24 protein-coding genes and 1 tRNA gene are annotated in these 19923 nt (G+C 74.6%); 18 read left to right on the top strand and 7 right to left on the bottom strand.

All coding sequences use genetic code 11. The annotated features are described in order from the left end of the window. Nucleotides 1–121: 121 nt before the first annotated feature. The gene (locus tag ACWIX6_RS02485) at nt 122–790 is read right to left on the bottom strand and encodes a class I SAM-dependent methyltransferase (protein ID WP_448615270.1); all 669 of its coding nucleotides are present in this window, start codon (nt 788–790) and stop codon (nt 122–124) included. Between the two features lie 169 nt (nt 791–959). Between ACWIX6_RS02485 and ACWIX6_RS02480 the strand changes: the two genes are divergently transcribed. The 3 genes from ACWIX6_RS02480 (at nt 960) to ACWIX6_RS02470 (ending at nt 5243) form a co-directional block, all read left to right on the top strand. Next, complete coding sequence (locus ACWIX6_RS02480) at nt 960–3248, top strand: (Fe-S)-binding protein (RefSeq protein WP_448615269.1); 2289 nt, start codon at nt 960–962, stop codon at nt 3246–3248. Nucleotides 3249–3400: 152 nt separating this feature from the next. Further along, nucleotides 3401–3961, top strand: coding sequence for a hypothetical protein (locus tag ACWIX6_RS02475; RefSeq protein ID WP_448615268.1), 561 nt, complete (start codon nt 3401–3403; stop codon nt 3959–3961). Between the two features lie 49 nt (nt 3962–4010). Then, entirely contained in the window at nt 4011–5243 is a 1233-nt protein-coding gene (locus ACWIX6_RS02470) for an MFS transporter (protein ID WP_448615267.1), read from the top strand. A 23-nt stretch (nt 5244–5266) separates the two neighbouring features. On the opposite strand, the gene ACWIX6_RS02465 is transcribed toward ACWIX6_RS02470, so the two are convergent. Further along, on the bottom strand, nt 5267–6043 hold the full coding sequence (locus ACWIX6_RS02465) for a methyltransferase domain-containing protein (protein WP_448615266.1): 777 nt from the start codon (nt 6041–6043) through the stop codon (nt 5267–5269). A 29-nt stretch (nt 6044–6072) separates the two neighbouring features. Next, nucleotides 6073–7752 carry a dCTP deaminase gene (dcd, locus tag ACWIX6_RS02460; RefSeq protein WP_448615265.1) on the bottom strand — a complete coding sequence of 560 codons (1680 nt, stop codon included), beginning with the start codon at nt 7750–7752 and terminating at the stop codon, nt 6073–6075. Nucleotides 7753–7873: 121 nt separating this feature from the next. On the opposite strand from dcd, the gene ACWIX6_RS02455 reads away from it, so the two are divergent. The 5 genes from ACWIX6_RS02455 to ACWIX6_RS02435 all read left to right on the top strand — a co-directional run bounded on the left by ACWIX6_RS02455 (nt 7874) and on the right by ACWIX6_RS02435 (nt 10919). Next, nucleotides 7874–8449, top strand: a complete 576-nt coding sequence (locus ACWIX6_RS02455; RefSeq protein WP_448615264.1) for a PAS domain-containing protein — start codon at nt 7874–7876, stop codon at nt 8447–8449. 1 nt (nt 8450) lies between these two features. Beyond that, nucleotides 8451–9413, top strand: coding sequence for a methyl-accepting chemotaxis protein (locus ACWIX6_RS02450; protein ID WP_448615263.1), 963 nt, complete (start codon nt 8451–8453; stop codon nt 9411–9413). A 77-nt stretch (nt 9414–9490) separates the two neighbouring features. After that, nucleotides 9491–9561, top strand: a tRNA-Gly gene (locus ACWIX6_RS02445). A 60-nt stretch (nt 9562–9621) separates the two neighbouring features. Then, nucleotides 9622–10176 carry a GNAT family N-acetyltransferase gene (locus ACWIX6_RS02440; protein WP_448615262.1) on the top strand — a complete coding sequence of 185 codons (555 nt, stop codon included), beginning with the start codon at nt 9622–9624 and terminating at the stop codon, nt 10174–10176. Between the two features lie 161 nt (nt 10177–10337). Further along, nucleotides 10338–10919, top strand: a complete 582-nt coding sequence (locus ACWIX6_RS02435; RefSeq protein WP_448615261.1) for a universal stress protein — start codon at nt 10338–10340, stop codon at nt 10917–10919. A gap of 78 nt (nt 10920–10997) precedes the next feature. On the opposite strand, the gene ACWIX6_RS02430 is transcribed toward ACWIX6_RS02435, so the two are convergent. From ACWIX6_RS02430 to ACWIX6_RS02415, 4 genes are all read right to left on the bottom strand, one after another. Next, entirely contained in the window at nt 10998–11639 is a 642-nt protein-coding gene (locus ACWIX6_RS02430) for a response regulator transcription factor (protein ID WP_448615260.1), read from the bottom strand. A 94-nt stretch (nt 11640–11733) separates the two neighbouring features. After that, nucleotides 11734–12762, bottom strand: a complete 1029-nt coding sequence (locus tag ACWIX6_RS02425; protein ID WP_448615259.1) for a type III polyketide synthase — start codon at nt 12760–12762, stop codon at nt 11734–11736. Between the two features lie 100 nt (nt 12763–12862). Beyond that, the gene (locus ACWIX6_RS02420; RefSeq protein WP_448615258.1) at nt 12863–13573 is read right to left on the bottom strand and encodes a methyltransferase domain-containing protein; all 711 of its coding nucleotides are present in this window, start codon (nt 13571–13573) and stop codon (nt 12863–12865) included. A gap of 8 nt (nt 13574–13581) precedes the next feature. After that, nucleotides 13582–13923, bottom strand: coding sequence for a DUF3140 domain-containing protein (locus ACWIX6_RS02415; protein ID WP_448615257.1), 342 nt, complete (start codon nt 13921–13923; stop codon nt 13582–13584). A 69-nt stretch (nt 13924–13992) separates the two neighbouring features. Here ACWIX6_RS02415 and ACWIX6_RS02410 point away from each other — a divergent pair, with 69 nt between their 5' ends. The 10 genes from ACWIX6_RS02410 to ACWIX6_RS02365 all read left to right on the top strand — a co-directional run bounded on the left by ACWIX6_RS02410 (nt 13993) and on the right by ACWIX6_RS02365 (nt 19911). After that, a complete protein-coding gene (locus ACWIX6_RS02410) occupies nt 13993–14490 on the top strand; it encodes a DUF6328 family protein (protein WP_448615256.1) in 498 nt (165 codons plus the stop codon). Nucleotides 14491–14552: 62 nt separating this feature from the next. Continuing rightward, nucleotides 14553–15692: a ribokinase gene (locus tag ACWIX6_RS02405; protein WP_448615255.1), complete on the top strand. Its 1140-nt coding sequence runs from the start codon at nt 14553–14555 to the stop codon at nt 15690–15692. A 127-nt stretch (nt 15693–15819) separates the two neighbouring features. Then, entirely contained in the window at nt 15820–15951 is a 132-nt protein-coding gene (locus ACWIX6_RS02400) for a hypothetical protein (RefSeq protein ID WP_448615254.1), read from the top strand. A 188-nt stretch (nt 15952–16139) separates the two neighbouring features. Further along, nucleotides 16140–16772 (top strand): TetR/AcrR family transcriptional regulator, encoded by a 633-nt coding sequence (locus ACWIX6_RS02395; protein WP_448615253.1) that lies wholly within the window; start codon nt 16140–16142, stop codon nt 16770–16772. A 68-nt stretch (nt 16773–16840) separates the two neighbouring features. Continuing rightward, nucleotides 16841–17263: a hypothetical protein gene (locus ACWIX6_RS02390; protein ID WP_448615252.1), complete on the top strand. Its 423-nt coding sequence runs from the start codon at nt 16841–16843 to the stop codon at nt 17261–17263. 29 nt (nt 17264–17292) lie between these two features. After that, entirely contained in the window at nt 17293–17463 is a 171-nt protein-coding gene (locus ACWIX6_RS02385; RefSeq protein WP_448615251.1) for a hypothetical protein, read from the top strand. Nucleotides 17464–17607: 144 nt separating this feature from the next. After that, nucleotides 17608–17826 (top strand): hypothetical protein, encoded by a 219-nt coding sequence (locus ACWIX6_RS02380; RefSeq protein WP_448615250.1) that lies wholly within the window; start codon nt 17608–17610, stop codon nt 17824–17826. A 40-nt stretch (nt 17827–17866) separates the two neighbouring features. Beyond that, nucleotides 17867–18052 (top strand): hypothetical protein, encoded by a 186-nt coding sequence (locus ACWIX6_RS02375; RefSeq protein ID WP_448615249.1) that lies wholly within the window; start codon nt 17867–17869, stop codon nt 18050–18052. Between the two features lie 58 nt (nt 18053–18110). Continuing rightward, nucleotides 18111–19031, top strand: coding sequence for a 3-methyladenine DNA glycosylase (locus ACWIX6_RS02370; protein WP_448615248.1), 921 nt, complete (start codon nt 18111–18113; stop codon nt 19029–19031). A 43-nt stretch (nt 19032–19074) separates the two neighbouring features. Next, nucleotides 19075–19911 (top strand): tyrosine-protein phosphatase, encoded by an 837-nt coding sequence (locus ACWIX6_RS02365; RefSeq protein WP_448615247.1) that lies wholly within the window; start codon nt 19075–19077, stop codon nt 19909–19911. Nucleotides 19912–19923 lie beyond the last annotated feature (12 nt).

Below are 19923 nucleotides of genomic sequence, written 5' to 3'. Positions count from 1 at the left end.
GTGGTGGTGCCTGCTGTGGAGGGGTCGAGGGACCACACCCGCTCTTGCGCCGGGTCCGCTCAACTTTCCTGCCCAGGTTAACGGCAGTCCCCCGCGCCGTGTTCCCGGGGGACGAGATCGGTCACCCGACGGCCGTCGCGGTCACCGCGTAGAGGGGGTCCCCGACCCCGGGAGCGGTGCGCAGCTGCACGACCGGCTCGCTGAACCGACCGGCCCGGCGCAGCAGCTCGGCGACGACCAGGCCGTGCTGCTCGTCGTCGGTGGCCAGCCAGCCGCGCACCGCCTTGGTCGGGAAGCAGCGGTTCGAGTAGGTGACCGCCACCGGCCCACCCGGCCGCAGCACCCGGCCGACCTCGGCGAGCACCTCGATCGGCCGCACCAGGTAGTCGATCGAGACGCAGCAGACGACGGCGTCGACGTCCTCGTCGGGCAGCGGCAGCCGCGGGTCGGCGTTGAGGTCGTGCACCACCCGCTCCGTGGCCGCCTCGTTCTGAGCCAGCTCGGCGTCGTTCATGCCCAGCACGACCAGCTCGGCCGGCGGGACCCGGAAGTGGGAGACCCAGGACGACATCAGGTCCAGCACCCGCCGGGGCTCCGCGGCACTGCCGTCGATGCCCAGCTCGGCGTACAGCTCCCCCACCGCGGCGATCGCGCCGGCGTCGATGTGCGTGACCAGCCGCGGCGGCGCGTAGAAGACCGCGTCCGCGGTCGGGTCGGCGCGGTCGAAGAACCCCGGCGGGAACCCGGCGTACGGGTCGGCGTCGGGGTCGGTGCGGTGGGGGTCGCTCACCGGACCCAGTCTGCGACGGCGGTGCCGCCGCCGCCGGACGTCCGCGACGAGCCGGTCCCGGCACGCAGACGACGGCGATCCGGGGTTACCCGCGAGTAGCCTGAGCCCGCCCGGTTATCGTCCGTCCGGGTGGGCGATGACGCCCGCGCACGCGCAGGAGAGGGAGCCCATGGGCCCGTTGCAGATCGTCCTCGGCACGCTGGCCGTGCTCCTGCTCGTCGTCTCCGTGGTGTACGCCACCAAGGCGGTGCGCGCGATGCTGCGGATCTTCCGGACCGGCCAGCCCGACCCCACCCGCTCGACCCCGGTCGGCCCGCGGCTCAAGACGCTCGCCGTCGAGTCGCTCGGGCACACCCGGATGCTCAAGTGGTCGGCCATCGGCGCCGCGCACTGGTTCGTCTTCCTCGGCTTCTACGGGCTGTTCCTCACCCTGGTCGAGGCGTTCGGCGAGGTGTGGGACCCGGCGTTCCACCTGCCGCTGATCGGCGAGTGGAGCCTGTGGAACCTCTTCGTCGACCTCATCGGCACCGGCACCGTCCTCGGCATCCTGTACCTGATCGTCCGGCGGCAGCTCGACCACCCGCGCCGCAAGGGCCGGCAGAGCCGCTTCGCCGGGTCCAACGAGGGGCGTGGCTACTTCGTCGAGGCCGTCGTCCTGGTCATCGGCATCTGCATCCTGCTGATCCGGGCCATCAAGATCGCCGCTGGGCTGACCGACGCCCCCGCCTGGTCGCACCCGGTCTCGGGTGCGCTGGCGACCATCGTCCCGGCCAACCCGGACCTGCTCAGCGTCGTCGCCTTCGTCAAGATCGTGGTGAGCCTGGTCTGGCTGATCACCATCTCGCGGATCCTCAACTTCGGGGTCGCCTGGCACCGGTTCAGCGCCTTCCCCAACATCTACTTCAAGCGCGAGGACGACGGGGCGGTCGCGCTGGGCCCGCTGCCGGCGATGACGTCGGGCGGCAAGCCCATCGACTTCGAGGACCCGGGCGAGGACGACGTCTTCGGCCGCGGCAAGATCGAGGACTTCACCTGGAAGGGGATGCTGGACTTCACCACCTGCACCGAGTGCGGGCGGTGCCAGAGCCAGTGCCCGGCCTGGAACACCGGCAAGCCGCTGTCCCCGAAGATGGTCGTGATGGACCTGCGCGACCACCTGTACGCGAAGGCCCCGTACCTGACCGGGGCGCAGAAGGCCTCCGACGAGGCCCCCGACCTCGCCGACTACTCGGTGCTGGAGCCCAGCGACGAGCAGGTCTGGGCCTCGGGCTACGCCCGCATCGAGGGCACCAACGACGCCCAGGCGCACCGCCCGCTGGTCGGCACGCTCGAGGAGGGCGGGGTCATCGACCCCGACGTGTTGTGGAGCTGCACCAGCTGCGGCGCCTGCGTCGAGCAGTGCCCGGTGGACATCGAGCACGTCGACCACATCATGGACATGCGCCGGTACCAGGTGCTGATCGAGTCCTCGTTCCCCTCCGAGGCCGGCGTGATGATGCGCAACCTGGAGAACCGCGGGAACCCGTGGGGCGTGGGCGGCAACGTCCGCGAGGAGTGGATGAAGGACCTGGACTTCGAGGTCCGGCAGGTGGACGGCACCATCGAGGACGACGTCGAGTACCTGTTCTGGGTCGGCTGCGCGGGCGCCATCGACGACCGGGCGAAGAAGGTCACCAAGGCCGTCGCCGAGCTGCTGCACACCGCGGGCGTGGAGTTCGCCGTCCTCGGCTCCGGGGAGACCTGCTCGGGCGACCCGGCCCGCCGGATGGGCAACGAGTTCCTCTTCCAGCAGCTGGGCCAGGAGAACGTCGAGACGCTGAACACCGTCTTCGAGGGCCGCGAGCCGGGCCGGCGGAAGATCGTCGCCACCTGCCCGCACTGCTTCAACTCCCTGGGCCGGGAGTACCCCCAGCTGGGCGGCGACTACGAGGTCGTCCACCACACCCAGCTGCTGGGCAAGCTCGTGGAGGAGGGCCGGCTGACCCCGGTCACGCCGATCGACCGCAAGGTCACCTACCACGACCCCTGCTTCCTGGGCCGGCACAACAAGGTGTACACCCCGCCGCGGGAGATCCTCGACTCCGTGCAGGGGCTGCGCACGCAGGAGATGCACCGCTGCAAGGACCGCGGCTTCTGCTGCGGCGCCGGCGGCGCGCGGATGTGGATGGAGGAGAAGATCGGCAAGCGGATCAACGTCGAGCGCACCGAGGAGGCGCTCGAGCTCGACCCCGACGTCATCTCCACCGCGTGCCCGTTCTGCATCACGATGCTGTCCGACGCGCTGACGAGCAAGAAGCAGAACGGCGAGGCGAAGGAGCACGTCGAGGTGCTCGACGTCAGCCAGATCCTGCTCCGGTCGCTGGCCCCGGCGGGCACGCCGGGCACCGGCTCGGGTCCGGACGTCGGCACCGAGCCCGACGACCCGGCCGGGACGGGGTCGCCGGCCACCCGGCACTAGAAGGACCCCGTCCTCCTCACCCTTCGCACGCTCAGGGTGAGCCTCTGGACGGGGCCACTGAGCGGGGGACCCTGTAAGAGGACCCCCTTGCCCCCCGCCACTCGCGAGCTCGCGGCGGGCCTCTGCAAGGGGGCCTGAGGGACACTGGCGGGGTGAGCTTCATCTTCGGGGGCGTCCGGGGGCGGGAGGACCCGGAGCTGGCGGCGGGCAACCGCCGCACCCGGCTGCACTACGCCCGTGACGTCAACGACGAGCGGGCGCTGGCCGACGACCGGCCGCCGGTGCGGCGGAGCCGGCACTGGACCTGGCTGGCCGTCGCCGTCGTGGTGATGGGCGTGCTCGCCGTCGCGGGGGGCCGCGGGGCACAGGACGTGCCGCTGACCGCGGACTGCGCCACCCCGGCGATCGGGGTGGAGAGCAGCCTGGTCACCGCCGGGACGGCGCTGCGCTACCGGCTGACCGGCCCGGACGACGCGCCGTACGTGGTCACCCTGGACGGGGAGCCGGTGCGCGGGGACGCCGGCAGCACCGTGTCCTACACGCCATCCGCGGCCGGGCCGCAGCTGCGCCTGCAGCAGTGCCTGAGCCCCACGCTGCTGCTGGCCGCGCCCGCGGGGGACGGGCCGCACCGATTGGCTATCCTGCGGGTCGACGCCGACGGCACCACGCGCCGGGTCGCCGAGGTCACGGTGACGGTCACCGGCACCCGCTGACCAGGGGGCCCCCGCCCGGCGCTGCGGGGCTGGAGGACGATCGACCGTCGTGACCCGCGCCGCCTCCGCCGACACCGCCACGACCGCCGGCCCGACGTCGTCCCGAGGGCTGCTGCTGGTCGGCGTGTCCATCGTGCTGACCGGGGTCAACCTGCGCACGGCGGTCAACTCGGTCGGCCCGGTGCTGGCCGAGATCGAGGCCGGCCTGGGGGTGTCGTCCGCCGCCAGCGGGGTCATCACGACACTGCCGGTGCTGTGCTTCGCCGTCCTCGGGTTCGCCGGTCCGCCGCTGGCCGCGCGGTTCCGGGACGGCCACGTCCTCGCCGCCGCGATGCTGGTCATGGCGCTGGGCCTGGTCGGGCGGGCGGCGGCCGGCTCGTTCTGGCCGTTCCTCCTGGGCACGGTCGCGGCGATGACCGGTGGCGCGCTCGGCAACGTCCTGCTCCCGGGCCTGGTCAAGCGGTACTTCCCCGACCGGACCGGCCTGCTGGTCGGCGCCTACGGCACCTCGATGGCCGTCGGCGGTGCGCTGTCCGCGGGCGGCACGGCCGGCATCGCCGCCTCGGTCGGAGAGGACGGCTGGCGCTGGGCGCTGGGCGTCTGGGCGGTGCTCGCCGTGGTGGCCGCGTTGCCGTGGCTCGCCGTCCCGGCCCGCCCGCGGGACGCCCGGTCGGCCCACCACACGGTCCGGATGCGCACCCTGGCCCGCACCCGGTTGACCTGGGCGATGGTGACGATGTTCGGGCTGCAGGCGATGCAGGCCTACGTGATCGTCGGCTGGACCGCCCAGTACCTGCGGGACCAGGGCATGTCGGCGTCGACCGCCGGGCTGCTCGTGGGCCTCAACGCGGTGGTCGTCGTCCCGGTCAACGCGGTGGTGCCGTCACTGACGGTGCGCCAGCACCTGCAGCGCCCGATGCTCGTCGGCTTCGTGGCCTGCTACCTGGCCGGCTGGACCGGGCTGCTGCTCGCCCCGCTCACCGCCGGCTGGCTGTGGCTGGCCCTGCTGGCCCTGGGCATGGGCACCTTCTCCATGGTGCTCACCCTGCTCGGGCTGCGGGCCCGGACGCCGGAGTCGACCGCCGCGCTGTCCACCCTGACGCAGGGCTGGGGGTACGTGCTGGCCGGGGTGGGTCCGCTGATGGTGGGGGTGCTGCGCGGGGCCACCGGGGGGTACACCGGCATGTTCGTGCTGGTGTACGTGGCGGTGGCGCTGCTGTTGGTCAGCGGCTGGACCGTCTGCCGCGAGCGGTACGTCGAGGACGAGCTGCCCGGGCGCTGACCGGCCTGCGGCCGCCGGGTGGGTCAGCCGGTCAGTTGGAGGGCCCGGCACAGCATGGCGGACCGGTCCGGCACGTCCGCCGACTTGGTCAGCAGGGCGGCCGCCACGACGTACTCGTCCTCGCCGGCCCAGCCGTGCCCGTCCGCGACCAGCTGCCGGATGTGCCGGTGCACCTTCGGCTCCCGGCTGTACTGCCCGAACTCCAGGCCCATGGCCAGGAAGTTGGCCACCCGGTAACCCAGGTCGGCGGCAGTGCCCAGGGTCTCGGCCGGGTCGGAGTAGCTGGGCAGGGTGACGAGCAGGTGGTCGAAGCCGGCTTTGAGCAGCCGCAGCACCAGGTCGTTGCCGTGCTCGCCGCCCCACAGCTCGGGCATCAGGATGTCGCCGTCCGGGGCGGGGATGTACGGCGGGTTGGCGATCACCGTGGAGACGGCCCGGCCCCGCGGGGAGTCCGCCCACTCGAAGAAGTCGCCGTGCTCGACGGTGTAGCGGTCGGTCACACCGAACTCGGCGATGGTGGCCCGCGCGTGCTCCACCGACTCGGCGCTGATGTCGGTGCCGTGTACCCGCAGCCCCGGCTGCCGGCGCACCACCTCGGCGATCGACCGGGCGTCGCCGCTGCCGAGCTCGGCGACCTCCTGGGAGCGCCACGGCACCAGCTCGGCGTACTGGCCGAGCAGCAGCTGCACGGAGAAGGCGTAGTGCTCGGACTCCTCGGTGCAGTCGAAGGCGCCGACGGTGTCGGGGGCGGCGGAGGTGGGCCGCTGCTCCGCGGCGTCGGCGGTGTCCCGGGGGTCCATGGACCGCCTCTACCCCACTGCGGGCCGCGTCATCCGGCGGTGGGCGACGGACCACCCGGGAGGGCGGTGGCCGGGTCCGGACGGCGGGTGTCGGCCCGGCTGAAGTTCCGGAACGACCGGGACGGCGTCGGCCCGCGCTGGTCCTGGTACCGGGACCCGTACACCGCCGAGCCGTAGGGGTGCTCGGCCGGCGAGCTGAGCTGGAACAGGCACAGCTGGCCGATCTTCATGCCCGGCCAGAGCGTGATCGGGAGGTTGGCCACGTTGGACAGCTCCAGCGTGATGTGCCCGCTGAAGCCCGGGTCGACGAACCCGGCGGTGGAGTGGGTGAGCAGCCCGAGCCGCCCCAGCGAGGAGTTGTGGGTGGGCACGTAGGAGTCCCCGATGAGGAACATGCCGCTGGGCGCGGACACCTGGATGCACCGGACCGGCACGGTGGGGACCTCGCGCACCGCCCGGACCGTGCGGAACTCGTGACCTCGCTGGTCGGTCTTCAGCCGCGACCGCTTGCGTGCCAGCCGGAAGACCGGCAACCGCGGCGTGAACTCCACCTGGAACGCCGGGCCGCAGTCGATGCCGTCCAGAGTCGCCCGCTTCTTCCGCCGGGTGGGGCGCAGCCCGAGGCTGGCGGCGAGTTCGTGCACGGCCCAGCTCAGGTCCTCCCGCATGTTGACGAACTCGCAGCGACCCTGGTCGTCGACGTAGCCGTCGGAGTCCATCAGTCCCTGGAGGAGCGCCAGCCTCTGCTCACGATCGGCGGTCAGGTACTGCTCAGGCACCCGCTCGTGCCCGAGCAGTCCCAGGGCGCGAAGGTCGCTGCTGAGCGACCCGTTGCCGCCGGAGCGGCCATCTCTTGAACGCCGGTGCTCGTGGTCGCCGTGTCGCGTGGGCCCGCCGAGCCGGTAGGCGCGCGCAGAACTCGTCCGCCAGACCGTGTAGCCGGCCGCCTCGAAGGACGCGAAGACCTCCTCGTCCCCGGCGCCGACCGCGATCTCACCCTTGGTGCTGGTCCCGTCACCCAGCCAGTAGCCCAGCACGTAGGGGTCGATCGGCAGCGGGGTGGTGGGGTACTGGGCGGGCCCGGCAAGCGCGATCTGGTGGCTGTACTCGTCCCCGTAGGTCAGGGAACGCCCGATCTCGTCCGTGGTGCGGACGGAGGCCGTCCGTGGCCGCCCCGGTCGACGCTCCTGCTTGCTGGTGGTCACCCACTGGTGTGACGCGTCGGCGATGAACAACGACCCGTCGCTCAACTCCACCTCCCGGCAGGGCCGGCCGAGCAGGACGTCGGTGGCCGCGACGACGTGGCAGGGCCGACCGCGCTCGTCGAACACCAGGTCGCCGACGTCGAGCTCGCCCATCGTCGTCCAGCCGGACGGCGTGGGCACCTGGGTCTCCAGGGCGAGGGCCTTGCCCTCGAGGCGGGCTGCGAGGTCGTCGGGGATCGACACCACCTCGAGCGTGGAGCCCAGCACGAACTCCCCGGGGTGCAGGACGAAGGGCTCGTCACCGGCCGGCTCGACCGGCGTGGTCAGGTCGTCCTGCTGCAGCGCCGGGTCGATGTGGGTGTACCGGGCGTTGTTGAAGACCCGGAAGAAGCGGTCCAGCCGCACGTCGATGCTCGAGGGCTGCACCATGCCCGCGTCGAAGGGCGCGATGCCCAGCCGGCCGGCCGCGAGGGCGGCGCGGATGTCACGGTCGGACAGCAGCATGGCGCGGAGTCTAGGGACGGGCGGCGGCTCCCCCACCCCGCCCCGGCCCGAGCGGGTCCGACCGGGCGCCCGGACTGCCGATACCTGCAGCGCGACCCAGCCCCGTCCAGGAGGAGCCGACGTGCTCGACGTCCGACCCGATGCGGACCGCACCACACCTCGCCGGGGGTCCGTGCGCCCCACTGGGGTGGAGCGCAGCTTCGCGCCGCACGAGCTGATCGTGTCCAAGACCGACGCCCGTGGCGTCATCACCTACGCCAACGACGTCTTCCTGCGGGTCAGCGGCTACTCGCTGGACGAGGTGATCGGCCAGCCGCACAACCTGATCCGCCATCCGGACATGCCGCGGGCGGTCTTCAAGCTGCTCTGGGACACCCTGGGAGCGCGGCAGGAGCTCTTCGCCTACATCGACAACCTCGCTGCCGACGGCGCCCACTACTGGGTGCTCGCCCACGTCACGCCGTCCTACGGCGCCGACGGCTCGGTGGTGGGCTACCACTCCAACCGGCGAGTGCCCGCGCCGCGGGCGATCGCCGCCGTCCGGCCGCTGTACGAGCGGCTGCTGGCGGAGGAGCGGCGGCACACCACCGCCCGGGCCGCGGTGGCGGCGTCCTCCGCGCTGCTGGCCGAGCTCGTCGCCGAGCGGGCCGCCTCCTACGAGGACTTCGTGTGGTCGATCATCAGCGAGGGGAACTGACGTGGCCCGACGCACCTCCCGGTCCGCCGGCCGTGAGGCCGCCGCCGAGCTCGCGGTCTACCGGGCCTTCGTCCAGCAGCTGACCTCGGCCTGCGCCGCGGCCGCGAGCGGCGACCTCGAGGCGCGCAGCCGGCCGGTCCCCGGCTCGGACGCCGTCCCCGACCTGGTCGCGCTGCAGGACTCCGTCAACCGCGTGCTCGACGTCTCCGACGCGTTCGTCCGCGAGGCGAGCGCCGCGCTGACCTCGGCAGCGGAGGGCCGGTACCACCGCGAGGTTCTGCTCACCGGCCTCCCCGGCGCCTTCCGGAAGAGCGCGGTGGACATCAACGCCGCCCGCGGCGCGATGCAGGAGACCGGTCAGCGGGTGCAGGACGCCCGGGACTCCCGGCTGACCCTCGCCGACGGTTTCGAGTCGGTGGTGATGGCGATGAGCGAGCAGGTGGCCACCGCCGCCACTCAGCTGAGCGCGTCCGCCGGAGGGCTCACCGACGCGGCGTCGGCGGCCAGCACCGAGGTCACGCACGCGCGGGAGACGATCGGCACGCTCACCCGGACGTCGGAGGAGATCAAGCAGGTCATCGCCCTCATCGACACCGTCGCCGACCAGACCCGCCTGCTCGCCCTCAACGCGACCATCGAGGCAGCCCGGGCCGGCGAGGCGGGCAAGGGCTTCGCCGTGGTCGCCTCCGAGGTCAAGGACCTCGCCGACCAGACGGCCCAGGCCACCGAGCGGGTCACCGCCCAGGTCGAGGCGGTCCGGGGTGCCTGCGACGACGTCAGCCAGGTCATGGGCAGCGTCGGCACCCGGGTGGTCGACATGGCCGGCCTGGTGGACGGCATCGCCGCGGCGGTGGACGGCTCGGCCAGCGTGGCGCAGGGCGACACCGACGTGACCGGGTTGTCCCGGATGGCGGAGAAGCTGCGGTCGGAGATGACCGGGTTCCTGGCGCAGATGCGGAGCTGAGCGCCCGGCCTCCGGGCGGCTCTGCCGACGGGCGCACGGGCCTTGCTAGGCTCTGCACCGAGGGCCGAGAGGCCGTCGCGGGTGTAGTTCAATGGTAGAACATCAGCTTCCCAAGCTGACAGTGCGAGTTCGATTCTCGTCACCCGCTCTCCGCGCCCGTCGGCGCCGTCACCCAGCGCCGTCCGCACCCCTCCACGAGGCTGGTGGGGTGGACACCCCACCTCCGGCACCGGCGGAGGTCCGCACCGTCGTCACCGCCGACCTGACCGCCGCCGAGACCGGCCGGCTCCGGGCCTTCCTGGACGACGCCTTCGCCGGCGAGTTCGGCGACGACGACTGGTCACACGCCCTCGGTGGCGTGCACGTCCTGGCCACGGTGGACGGCGAGCTGGCCGCGCACGCCGCCGTCGTGGCCCGGCAGCTCGTCGCGGACGGCCACCCCCTCCGCACCGGGTACGTCGAGGCCGTCGCCACCGGCCGGCGGTGGCGGCGCCGAGGCATCGGGGACCAGGTGATGGCCGCGGCGGAACGGCTGGTCGCCGGGTTCGAGCTGGGCGCCCTGGCCCCCAGCGAGGACGGCGCCCGGCTCTACCTGCGCCGGGGCTGGGCGCCCTGGCGCGGCCCGCTGGCGGCGCTCACCCCGGACGGTACGGTGCCCACACCGGACGAGCAGGTGTTCGTCCTGACCACACCCTCCAGCCCGGCCGGGCTGGACCTGGCCCGGCCGCTCACGTGCGACTGGCGGCGGGGCGACCTCTGGTAGGGCGTGCGCCACCGAAGACGGGCGCACTCGCACATGAGTCGCTCCGGAGCGTGGCGACACGCCAGCGCCGGGGCCGAAATAAATACGGACGGGTTTGATCCGCGTTCTTACGGGCCCTTGGTCCCTGTTCCGCATCGTGACGACGCCGACACGATGCTCGCATGCACCCGGTGCACCGGCTCGACACCGCTCCTGACCACCTCTCCGCCCCGTCCTCCCCGACCTCCTCGTCCTCCTCGACCGAGCGCGCCGCCGTCGGCGTCGCGCGGATGGACGCCCCCCGGCCGCGCAGCGAAGCCGACGCCGCGCCGGCTCCTTCCCGCCCCGTCATCCCCCTGCCCCGCCGCCAGCACCCCTGGCTGCTCGTCGTCGTCGACCCCGACCCGGCCGGAGAGGCCACGCTGGTCTGGGCGCTTCAGGAGGCCGCCCGTCGGGAGGCGACCGTCGTGGCCGTCAGCATCGAGGTCGAGGCCTCCCGCGACGACGAGACGATGACCGGGTGGCCCAGTGCGGCTGCCCACGACACGCGGCTGGCCGACCTCCGGGCCCGGGTGCGCAGTGCGACGGCCGAGGCAGGCGTCCGCCCGCCGGTCCGCACGGCCGTGCTCGACGCCCAGGTCTTCGAGGCCCTCGCCGGCGCGGCGCGGGGCGCGGACCTGGTGGTCGTGGGCACGCACGGCAAGACCCTGCTGCGGCCCGCGGTGGCCCGCAACACTGCCCGGCGTCCCGCCCGGCCCGCCTGACCCGTCCCCGCCACCGGGACGACCGGACCCTGCCCCGTCCGGTCGTTCCGGCGAGCCCGGTCCGGACGGCCCGCCGGCTCAGCCCGATCCGTCCGGATGCCCCAGCCGGGTCGCCAGGATCGCCGCCTGGGTCCGGCGCTCCAGACCGAGCTTGGCGAGCAGGTGCGAGGTGTAGTTCTTCACAGTCTTCTCCGCCAACCCCATCCGGTCGGCGATCTGCCGGTTGGTCAGCCCCTCACCGATGAGCCGCAGCACGGCGCGCTCGCGCTCGGTGAGCGCCGCCAGCCGGTCACCGCCGAGGTCGGGACGCCGCTGGACGACGACGTGGCCGCTGGCCGACGGCACGGCCCCGGCCGCGAGTGCGTGCACGGCGGCCACCAGCGTGCGGCCCCGCACCGGCTTGCGCAGGACGGCGGACCCCGTCCCGGCCGCCCCCTCCGTGCCGAAGGCCCCCGGCCCCTGCAGTGCCAGGAGCGCGGTCCGCGGCAGCACCGCCCGCAACCGCCGGCGGACCTCGGCGACGTCGTGCGGGGAGAGGTCCAGCACGGCGACGTCGGGGTGCAGGAACGGCATCCGGGCCAAGGCGTCGCCGACCGCTCCGGCCTCCCCCACCACGGCCAGCTCCGGATCATCCCCCAGCACACCCGCGATCCCCCGGCGGTAGACCTCGTCGGGGCAGAGGAGGAACACCCGTACCGGGCCAGGTCCTGGACCGTTCACGCCGACCTCCTCGCGCAGAGGTGAGGCGAGGGTAGGCCGCGGGCCCGACCTCAGGAAGCCCTCGCCCCGCCCCGGCACGGTCGCGAGGTGGCGCTCAGTCCGGCAGCAGGAGTGCGGCGTACAGCGTGAGCCCGGGACCGAACGCCATGGCCACCACCGGGCCGTCGACGTCGGCGAGCTCCTCGAGCACCAGCAGCACCGTCGCCGACGAGCAGTTGCCGTGCTCGGCCAGCACCCGCCGGGACGCCGCCATCTGCGACTCGACCAGCCCCAGCTCGTCGCGGACGACGTCCAGGATCCGCGGGCCACCGGGGTGCACGGCCCAGCCGGCGACGTCCTCGACGCGCAGGCCGGCCCCCGCCAGCAGCTCGCCGACCACGTCCCCGACGTGCCGGGACAGCACGTCGGGGACCCGGGGCGACAGGCCCATCCGGAAGCCGAGGTCGGTCACGTCCCAGGTCATGTGGTCGGCGGTCGAGTGGTCGGTGCGGGCCACCAGCCCGGCCATCCGCCGGCCACGCCCGGCTCCGGGCTCGACGACGACGGCAGCGGCGGCATCGCTGAACAGGGCGTGCGCCACCACCTGCTCGAGGTCCCGCTGCGCCGGCTGCACGTGCAGGCTGGTCAGCTCGCAGCAGAGCAGGACCGCCGGCCGGGAGCGTGCGGCCACGAAGTCGGTCACCGCGCCCAGGCCCGGCAGCGCGGCGTAGCAGCCCATGTGCCCGACCAGCAGTCGCTGCAGCCCCAGCGGCATCCCCAGGTCACCGGCCAGCCGGATGTCCAGCCCCGGGGTGGCGTACCCGGTGCAGGTGGCCACGGCGAACAGGCCGACGTCCCCCGGGGCCAGTCCGGCGGCGTCCAGGGCGCCGGCCACGGCCTGCTTGCCCAGCGGCAACGCCTCGGTGAGGTAGCGCTGCATCCGGGCCGCGGTGCCCCAGCCGGACAGGTCCTCGTCGATCGGGTTGGCCACCGCGTGCCGGGTGCGCACCCCGGAGGACCGGAAGATCCGCTCGGCCGACCGGACCCCGGCGTAGTGCTGGGCGAAAAAGCCGTCCCACACGGCGTCCTGCTCGTAGGTGGCGGGCAGCGCCCGGCCCGCACCGGTCAGGAACGCCGCTGTCACGAGGCCGCCACCAGCGCGTTCGAGCCTGTCCGGCGGTGCTCCCTCATGGACCCGACGGTACGTGCGGACGCAGGCTCCCGCCGCCCCGGCGTGGCCGGGCTCACCGCTTGGTCCCGTAGCCGGCGAACAGCACGCCGGTGTAGCGCAGCGGGCGCATCCTCACCACGGCCCGCCGGCCGCGGCGCCAGGCCAGCACGTCGCGCAGCGAGGGCCGGAGCCCGACCAGCCGCAGGTCCAGCCCCACCGCCCGGGCGGCCTCGGCCAGCGCCGCCCGGTCGACGAACAGTGCCGGGTCGTGGATCCCCGGCGGGGGTCCGCCGGGCACCCGCTCGGCGATCCGCACCGCGACCAGCCCGGCGAGCCGGGTGGCGGCGATCGAGTCGACGACGAGCGTCCCGCCGGGACGCAGCAGCCGGGCGCACTCGGCGAGCACGCCGGCCGCGTCGTCGACGTGCTCGAGGATCTCGCCGGCCAGCACCACGTCGGCGCACCCGGCGGCGAGCGGGACGGCGAGCACCGAGCCCCGGACCACCGAGACGCCGTGGCCGCGTGCCACCCGCAGCCCGGCGAGCCCGAGGTCGACCCCGACGTGGCGGTAGCCCAGCCGGGCCACGTGCGGCGCCATCAGCCCGCCCCCGCAGGCCAGGTCGACCAGCACGGCGTCGGGGCCGGACGCGGGCGGGACGTGCTCGGCCCGGGAGGCGGCCAGCCAGTGCAGCATGGCGAAGCCGCCGGCCGGGTCCCACCACTGGTCGGCCAGGTCGTCGTACTGTGCCGGGTCGTTCAGCGCCCGGACCGGGGGGTGCGCCACCGGGGGCGTCAGGTCCGCAGGGGGTCGTGGCCCCAGTTCATCAGCGAGTACCGCCACTTGGACGTCTCGACGTCCTCCTTGGCCGGCTGCTGCGCGAGGTGGCGCTGCACGTAGCCGTGCACCTTGCGCATGTGCGCGAGGTCGTCGTCGGTGAGGTCGGCGGCCTTCGTGCGCAGCAGCTGGACGATCCGCCGTCCCGACTCGTGGCCGGTGGACTCGTCCGACCCGCCCTTCTTCTGCCCGACCGACTGCGACTCCTCGGTGGTCAGCCACTCCTCCAGCTGGCCGGCGGTCATGTTCACCGCCTCGCCGAACTCCCGGCGCACGGTGTCACGGTCGTCCTGGCTCACGGTGCCTCCTGGTGGGACGTCGGGCGGGGTCGGGTGTCGAGGGGCTCGTCGCTCGGGTACCGGTCCGGGGTGGCCGCCAAACCGGAGGACGTGCAGCAGACCGCGCGGGCCCGCGGGGAGTCGCGCGACGAGGTGCTGGACCGCAACGTCAGCGAGCTGCTCCAGGAGATGCGGGTCGCGATCACCGGCGTGCAGGTGCTCTTCGCGTTCCTGCTCACCCTGCCGTTCCAGTCCCGGTTCAGCGAGCTGGACTCCTTCGGCACCACCGTCTACACGGTCACCCTGACCAGCTGTGCGCTGGCGACGGTGCTGCTCATCGCCCCGGTCCCCTACCACCGCACGGTGTTCCGTCAGCGCAAGAAGCAGGCGCTGGTCGAGTTCGCCGACCGTTCGGTGCTGCTCGGTCTGACCCTGCTGTTCGTCGGCATCGCCAGCGCGCTGCTCCTGGTCCTCGACGTCGTGCTGGGCCGCGGGCCCGCGGTCGCCGGGTGCGTCCTCGTGGCGTCGGTCGGGGCCCTCACCTGGTACGTCCTCCCCTGGCGGCAGCGCGCCGACCCCGGCCGCTGACCACCCGGCCCGCGGCTGTGCTCTGCTGACCCGGTCGCAGCCGCAGCCGACCAGGGGGAACCGTGTCCGTCACCGTCGTCGGGAGCCTCAACGAGGACGTGCTGGTCACCGTGGACCGGTTGCCCGGTCGCGGGGAGACCGTGATCGGGTCCGCCACCCGGGTCGCGCCCGGCGGCAAGGGGGCCAACCAGGCGGCCGCGGCGGGCCGGCTGGGCCCGGGGGTCACCATGGTCGGCCGGGTCGGCGACGACCCGGCCGGGGAGCGGCAGCGGACGGCGCTGGCCGACGTCGGGGTGGACGTGCACCTGGTGCACCGGACGCCCGGCGAGCTCACCGGCACCGCCACCATCCCGGTGGAGGCGGCCGGCGGCGAGAACCTGATCGTGGTGGTGCCCGGCGCCAACGCCGCCCTCGGCCCGGCCGACGTCGACGTGCCCGAGGTGCACCGGGCCGACGTGGTGCTGCTGCAGCTGGAGAACCCGCCGGCGACGGTGCTGGCGGCGGCGGCCGCGGCCCGCGGGACCGTCGTCCTCAACCCGGCTCCCGCGCGGCCGCTGCCGGCCGAGCTGCTGGCCCGGGTGGACGTGCTGGTGCCCAACGAGCACGAGCTGCGGGCGCTCACCGGGGACGACGGGGGGTCCGGCGGTCCGGCGCGGCTGGTCGGGCCCAGCCGCCGGCTCGGTGCCGGCGCGGTCGTGGTCACCCTCGGCGGGGACGGCGCGCTGGTGGTCCCCGCGACCGGGCCGGCGCTGCTGCAGGCCCCGCCGCCGGTGCGGCCGGTGGACACCACGGGGGCCGGCGACTGCTTCTGCGGCGCGCTCGCCCAGGCGCTGGCCGGCGGGGACGACCTGCCGGCGGCGGTCCGCTGGGCGGTGACCGCGGCGGCGGCCTCGACCACCGGCGCCGGGGCGCGGGGCGCGCTGCCCGACGCCGGGACCGTCCGGGAGCTGCTGGCGCGGACCCCGGCCGCCGTCCCGGTCGGCCCGGAGGGGTTGCCCGGCGCCGCTCCGGGGAACGGCCCGGACATGACCGAGAGCGCACCGCAGCGTGCCAGTGACGTGGACCAGCCCGACGGCGGCGGGCCGTCCCGGGGCGAGGAGGGCACCGGGCGCACCCCGCACCCCGACCAGCCCGCCGAGGGGGCCGACCCCGATGCGGAGACGCCCGGCATCGACCCGGACACCCGGGTGACCGGGGTCTGACACCAGCACCTCCCGGACCTCCGGGCGTCCCGCAGCGGCGTCGGCGTGACGGACATCTCATCGCTCGGACGGGGTCCACCCGATCGGGGACTGTTTCCCCTGCCCCGACCGAGGGGAGGGTGGACGCATGCGAGAGACCGACGACGACCAGCGCACCGACGACCAGTCCAGCTCCGAGCCGGCCGCTGCCGGGACGCGCGCGCAGACCGCGGCCGTCGCCCGGATGCTGGCCAACCCCCGGCGGGTCCGCCGCTCCTGACCGCCCGGTCGGCGGAGGGCGGCGGCCCGGCCGCCGCCCTCGCCCGCGGTCACGCAGCGCTGCCACACCAACACCATCGACCCCCGTCGTCCCGGGGTGCACGCCCTCCCCAGTGACGCAGCGCAATCGCCCCGGGGTCTCGGCGTGCCGCGAACTGCTCCGTCACGACGTGCTGCACGATCCGTCCTGTGACTGCCGCAGCCCTCTCCCTGCACCCCGCCGACGACGGTCCGGCGACGCCCCGGCGCTCGCGCGCCGAGCGGCAGCAGATCGTCCTGGACACCGCGGAACGGCTGTTCGCGTCGCGCAGCTCGCGCAGTGTCGGCATGGACGAGCTGGTCCGGGAGACCGGGCTGGGCAAGATGACCGTCTACCGGCTGTTCAAGAGCAAGGACGACCTGGTCGGGGCCTACCTCGCGCGCAAGGCGGCCACGGTGCTGGCGTTCTTCGACGCCGAGCTCGACCGGCTGCAGGGTGACCCGCGGGCGGCCCTGTTGTCGGTCGTCGACGCGGTGGAGAAGGACGTCACCCGCAGCGGCTTCCGCGGGTGCCCGTTCACCAACGTGAGCAGCGAGTACGACGACCCCCAGCACCCGGCGCGCAGCGCGGCCGCGGACTACAAGTACGAGCTGCACATGCGGCTGCTGGCACTGGCCGGCGAGCTCGTGCCCGGCGCCGGGGAGGACCTCGCCGCCCAGGTGCACCTGATCATCGACGGCATGTACCTCTCCGGAGGACTGCTGGGCCCCGACGGCCCGGCCTCGCACGGCCGGCAGCTGGCCGAGCGGCTCATCGACGTGGCCATCGCCGGCACCCGCTGACCCAGACCCCCGCTGCTCCTCACCGCTCGCGAGGGGCCGGTGCGGCGGGGCCAGGTGAGACTGTGCCCATGACCGACCGCAGCCGCCCTGAACTCGACGACGACACGGTGTCCGCCCTCGGCAAGCTGTCCGAGGCGCTGGAGACCGTGGAACAGGCCCGCGGCCTGCTGTACGGCTTCCACCAGCTCACCGGCAAGGCCGACCTGCTCCTGCAGGACGCGGTCGCAGAGTTCCGCGCCGCCGGGCACGGGGCGCTGGCCGACGACCTGGACCGGGACCTCGTCGGCCGCAACGTCATCGCCGACCGCTGGACGTTCCAGGTGGTCGAGGACTTCGACGCCGGGTACTGGAGCGCCTTCCGGGCCGCCGACGCCCGCGCCCGCGACGAGCTGGCGGACGGCGACCGGCACGTGCTCGAGGCCCGCATGAAGCAACGGGAGCGCACCGCGGGGCACCCGCGGCACGAGGCCGGGCCGGCGCTCGACGGGTGAGCCGCGGCCGGCAGTCCGACACTGGGGCGATGAGCAGCCCGGACCCTGCCCACCCCGACGACCACCGCGCCGACCACGACGTCGCCCCGCTGGGCGGCGCCACCGCACCACCCCCGGGCGACGGCGACGACGGGACGGCCGGACCGGTGTACCCGCCACCGGAGACCGAGCCGGACGCCGGCGGGCACCGGCCGGGCTGAGCGGCTGGTCCCGCCACTCATCCTCCGCATCGTCACTGACCGAACCCGTGACGGCGCGCGACGGGCCGGCCCGGGTGGGGACCGCGCATGGGGGGAGGCGATCCCGGGCATGGCTGGGTCCCGCGACCCCACGATTGGACGGCCATGACCGATCCCGGCGGCAGCGACCGCATCCAGCAGGACGTGCCGACCTCCTCGGGCACCGGCGACGACAGCTCCAGCGGGACCGACGGCTCCGCCGACGTCCCGTTGACCGCGGACGAGGCGATCGAGCGCGACTCGGCGTCGGGTGGCGACCAGCCGGCCCGGACCTCGGGTCAGCCGGAGCTGGCCGAGCGCGCCCGGAACTCGATGGACACGTGACCCCGCTCGAGCCCCCGACCCGCGATCCCGAGGAGACCTGATGACCCAGTCCGACCGCACCGGCTACGGCGAGTCCCCCGACACCGCCGACTCCGACGAGAACCTGATCGACGGCCGCACCGGCGACAACGCCTCGGACGGCGGTGAGCAGGACGTCGTCCTGGTCACCGACGAGGAGGCCCAGCGCGACGACGAGGTGGCCCGCCCGGGCAACAGCGCCTCCTGAACCGGCGTCCGGCGCCCGTCCCGAGGGCGGGGGCCGGGCGCCGTCCTACCCTGGACGGGTGCGCACCGCCCTCCCCGAGCCGGGCACGGCGGTCGCCGAGGCGGAGTGGACCGCCCGGGAGGCCGCCCACCAGGCGCGGGTGGACCGCTGGGTGGTGCCGCACCAGCAGCGCCGCCGCGCCGGGGTCCCCCACCCGGTGCTGGACTTCCTGTTCACCTACTACTCGCACCCGCCCGGCCGGCTCCGCCGCTGGCACCCGGGCCCGGGGAGGGTGCTGCTCGGGGACGCCGCCCGGGAGCGGCTCTCCTGGCCCTTCTGCACCGAGCTGCCGGCCCGGGACGCGGCCGGGCGGCCGGCCCTCGGCGTGGGCCTGGACCTCCCGGCGTTCCTCGAACGGCGCCGGGACACCGTCGCCTGGGTGGCCGGCCTGCTGTCGGCGACCGCGGGCCGGCCGGCGTCCTTCGGCTGCTTCGGGCTGCACGAGTGGGCGATGGCCTACCGGCCCGAGGGCGGTGGGGTGCGGCACGACGGCGTCCCGCTGCGACTGGGCGTCGACGGCACCGCCGCCGTGGTCGACCGCCACCGGGTGCAGTGCAGCCACGTCGACGCCTTCCGGTTCTTCACCCCGCCCGCCCGGCCGCTGAACACGCTGCAGCCGACCCGGGAGACCCAGGGAGAGCTGGAGCAGCCCGGTTGCCTGCACGCCACCATGGACCTCTACAAGTGGGCCTACAAGCTGGGACCGGCGACCCCCGGGGAACTCGTCGGCGACTGCTTCGAGCTCGCCGTCGACGTCCGGGAGCTGGACATGCGGGCCTCGCCCTACGACCTGGCCGCGCTCGGGTACCCGCCGGTGCGGATCGAGACGCCGGCCGGCAAGGCCGAGTACGTGGCCGCGCAGCGGGGCTTCGCCGAGCGCGGCGCCGCGCTGCGCGCCCGGCTGCTGGCCGTCTGCACCGACCTGCTCGCCGCCGGCTGAGCGCCGGACGGCCCGCCCGCCGGGCGCGTCGTACCGTCGCAGGGTGACCCGCGCCCGCACCGACCGCTGGGTCCCCCTGGAGGGGACGACGAACACCCGCGACCTCGGTGGGCTGCCCACCCGGGACGGCGGGGAGACCGCCCGCGGGCGGGTGCTGCGCAGCGACAACCTGCAGACGCTGACGCCGGCCGACGTCACCCGGCTGGTCGAGGACTACGGGGTGCGCGACGTCATCGACCTGCGGACCACGGCGGAGATCCTGCTGGAGGGCCGCGGCCCGCTGCGCTCGGTGCCGACGGTCACCCACCGGCACTTCACCCTCCTGCCCGAACGCGGCCGGCGCACCGACGTCTTCGCCGCGGAGGAGGACGACGAGGGGGTCGCCGACCGGCTGCCCGCCGACTGGGGGGAGTCCCTGCTCCCCCGGCAGACCGCGCCGGGCGCCGAGGGCGAGCCGCCGGCGGTGCGGTCCTACCTGGGGTACCTGACCGACGGGGCGTCCAACGTGCTGGCCGCGCTGCGCACGCTGGCCACCGGCGAGGGCGCCGCGGTGGTGCACTGCGCCGCCGGCAAGGACCGGACCGGGATGGTGTGCGCCCTCGCCCTGGCCGTGGCCGACGTCGAGCCCGAGGCGATCGTGGCCGACTACGCGCTGACCGCGGAGGTGATCGACGACGTGGTCGCCAAGCTGGCCGCCAGCCCGACGTACGCCGAGGACATGACCACCCGGGACGTTGCCAGCCACACCCCGCGGGCCGAGTCGATGCGCCGCGTGCTGGAGCTGCTCGACGAGCGGCACGGCGGGCCGGTCGGCTGGCTGACCGAGCACGGCTTCGGGGCCGACGAGCAGGCCGCCCTGCGGGCCCGGCTGCGCTCCTGACGGGAGGTCCTC

This window comes from Modestobacter sp. URMC 112, assembly GCF_053502575.1.
This window is presented reverse-complemented; position numbering and strand designations above follow the sequence as displayed.